This is a genomic window from Mesorhizobium sp. M7A.F.Ca.US.006.04.2.1, assembly GCF_004022915.1.
Taxonomy (GTDB): domain Bacteria; phylum Pseudomonadota; class Alphaproteobacteria; order Rhizobiales; family Rhizobiaceae; genus Mesorhizobium; species Mesorhizobium ciceri.
In genome coordinates, this window is the sequence record NZ_RZQA01001002.1 from 1 (window position 1) to 2,035 (window position 2,035).

General features: G+C 62.2%; 2 protein-coding genes and 1 tRNA gene. 2 read left to right on the forward strand and 1 reads right to left on the reverse strand.

What is annotated here, in order from left to right; all coding sequences use genetic code 11:
• Positions 1-1,032, forward strand: a 1,032-nt coding sequence (locus tag EN925_RS33400) for an integrase core domain-containing protein (RefSeq protein WP_164894575.1), incomplete at its 5' end; no start/stop codon positions are given.
• Between the two features lie 37 nt (positions 1,033-1,069).
• Here the strand turns inward: EN925_RS33400 and EN925_RS33405 are convergent.
• Positions 1,070-1,145: transfer RNA gene (locus EN925_RS33405), tRNA-Ile, on the reverse strand.
• A gap of 134 nt (positions 1,146-1,279) precedes the next feature.
• Here EN925_RS33405 and EN925_RS33410 point away from each other — a divergent pair.
• Positions 1,280-1,993: an SIMPL domain-containing protein gene (locus EN925_RS33410; RefSeq protein WP_013530175.1), complete on the forward strand. Its 714-nt coding sequence runs from the start codon at positions 1,280-1,282 to the stop codon at positions 1,991-1,993.
• Positions 1,994-2,035: the final 42 nt, after the last annotated feature.

Below are 2,035 nucleotides of genomic sequence, written 5' to 3' on the forward strand. Positions count from 1 at the left end.
GGGCTGACGGACCGATCGCGGCGGCCCTATCGCCACGCCAATCAGCTTCCGTTTCAAATCGAGAAGCTGATTGTGCGCCTCAAGCAAGACAAGCCGACATGGGGTGCGCCGAAGATACGCGAGCGGCTGGCCCGGCTGTATCCGGATGTGCACCGGCCCGCGATCTCGACGGTGCATGCCGTGCTCGACCGCCACGGCATGGTCGAGCGCCGCAAGCGCAGGCGCAACAGGGCGACGGGGACACCACTTTCAAACGGCTGTCGCCCTAACGATCTTTGGTGTGCCGACTACAAGGGCGAGTTCATGCTCGCCGATCGGCGCTATTGCTATCCGCTGACCATCACCGACTTCGCCAGCCGTTATCTCATCGCCTGCGAGGCGCTCTCGACCACCAAGGAAGCCTATGCCTTCACCGTGTTCGAAAGCGTTTTCAAAGAGTTCGGCCTGCCCAGCGCGATCAGGACCGACAATGGCGTTCCCTTCGCCAGCCCCAACGCGCTGTTCAATCTCAGCAAACTGTCGGTCTGGTGGCTGCGCCTGGGCATCGACATCGAGCGCATCAAGCCGGGCTGTCCGCAGCAGAATGGCCGCCATGAGCGCATGCACCTCACCCTCAAGAAGGAGACCACCAAACCGGCCGGCGCCAATTTCCTTCAACAGCAGGCCAGGTTCGATGACTTCATCGACGAGTTCAACTCACAACGCCCGCACCAGGCGCTCGACATGGACTGCCCGGCCGAGCGCTACACGCCCTCAACGCGTCCCTACACCGGCTTGCCCGATCTCGACCACCCGTTTCACGACAAGGCCGTCACCGTCACCACCTGCGGCCGCATCTGCTATAACCGCAAGAAGATCAACCTCAGCCTTGTCTTTGCCGGCCAGACCGTCGGAATCAAACAGGTCGAGGACCATATCTGGCTGGCTAGCTTCATGGACTATGATTTGGGATATTTCGACGATGAGACATGCAGGCTCGAACCACTCCAAAACCCCTTCGGGCCAAAAGTGTTACCCATGTCTCCGGTATAAACCGTAACCTATGTGTCCGGAACGGACCTAACGGTAATGGTGGGCCCGGAGGGACTCGAACCCCCAACCAAGCGGTTATGAGCCGCCGGCTCTAACCATTGAGCTACAGGCCCCACGCGGGCTGGATTAATGTTTTTCGCATCGCGGCACAAGGCTTTCCCGACGGGCTTCCCCAGATCGCCCAAATCAACCCATAATCGCGCTCTACGCGACGTCTGCGACTTGATCGCAGACCAAGGAGATTTTCATGACCAGACATCTTTTGCCTCTCGCGCTCGCCGCTGCAATCGCTTTTCCGGCGATGGCTGGAGCCACCGATCTGCCGACGCCGCCCCGCATCATCGTGTCGGGCGAAGGCGAAGCAACCGTGGCCCCCGATCTGGCGGTCCTGACGCTGAGCGTCATGCGCGAGGCCAAGACCGCGCGCGCCGCGCTCGACGCCAACAATGACGCCATGGCCGCCGTGATCGCGGCGATGAAGTCCGCCGGCATCAAGGACCGGGACCTGCAGACCGCCGGCATCCAGATCAACCCGCGCTACAACTACACCAACAAGCCGGACGGTAGCCAGGAAGCCGAACTCGTCGCCTATCAGGTGACCAACACGCTTTCGGTGCGGGTGCGCGATGTCGACAAGACCGGCGAGATCCTTGACAAGGCGGTGTCGCTCGGCGTCAACCAGGGTGGCGGCATCGCCTTCACCAATGACAACCCGGCAGCCACGGTCACCGAGGCGCGCAAGAAGGCGGTCGCCAACGCCATGGCCAAGGCCAAGACGCTGGCCGAGGCCGCAGGCGCCAGCCTCGGCCGGGTGCTCGAGATATCAGATCAGAACATTGCGCCGGCGCCGATGCCGATCAACGCCAAGGCCTTCGATGCCGCGGCGGGTGGCGCGGCTCCCGTGCAGGCCGGCGAGAATTCCTACAATGTCCAGGTGACCGTCACCTTCGAACTGAAGTAAGCGGCTCCGAGGATCCGTGGCTGGTCTTGCCCAGCCACGGAT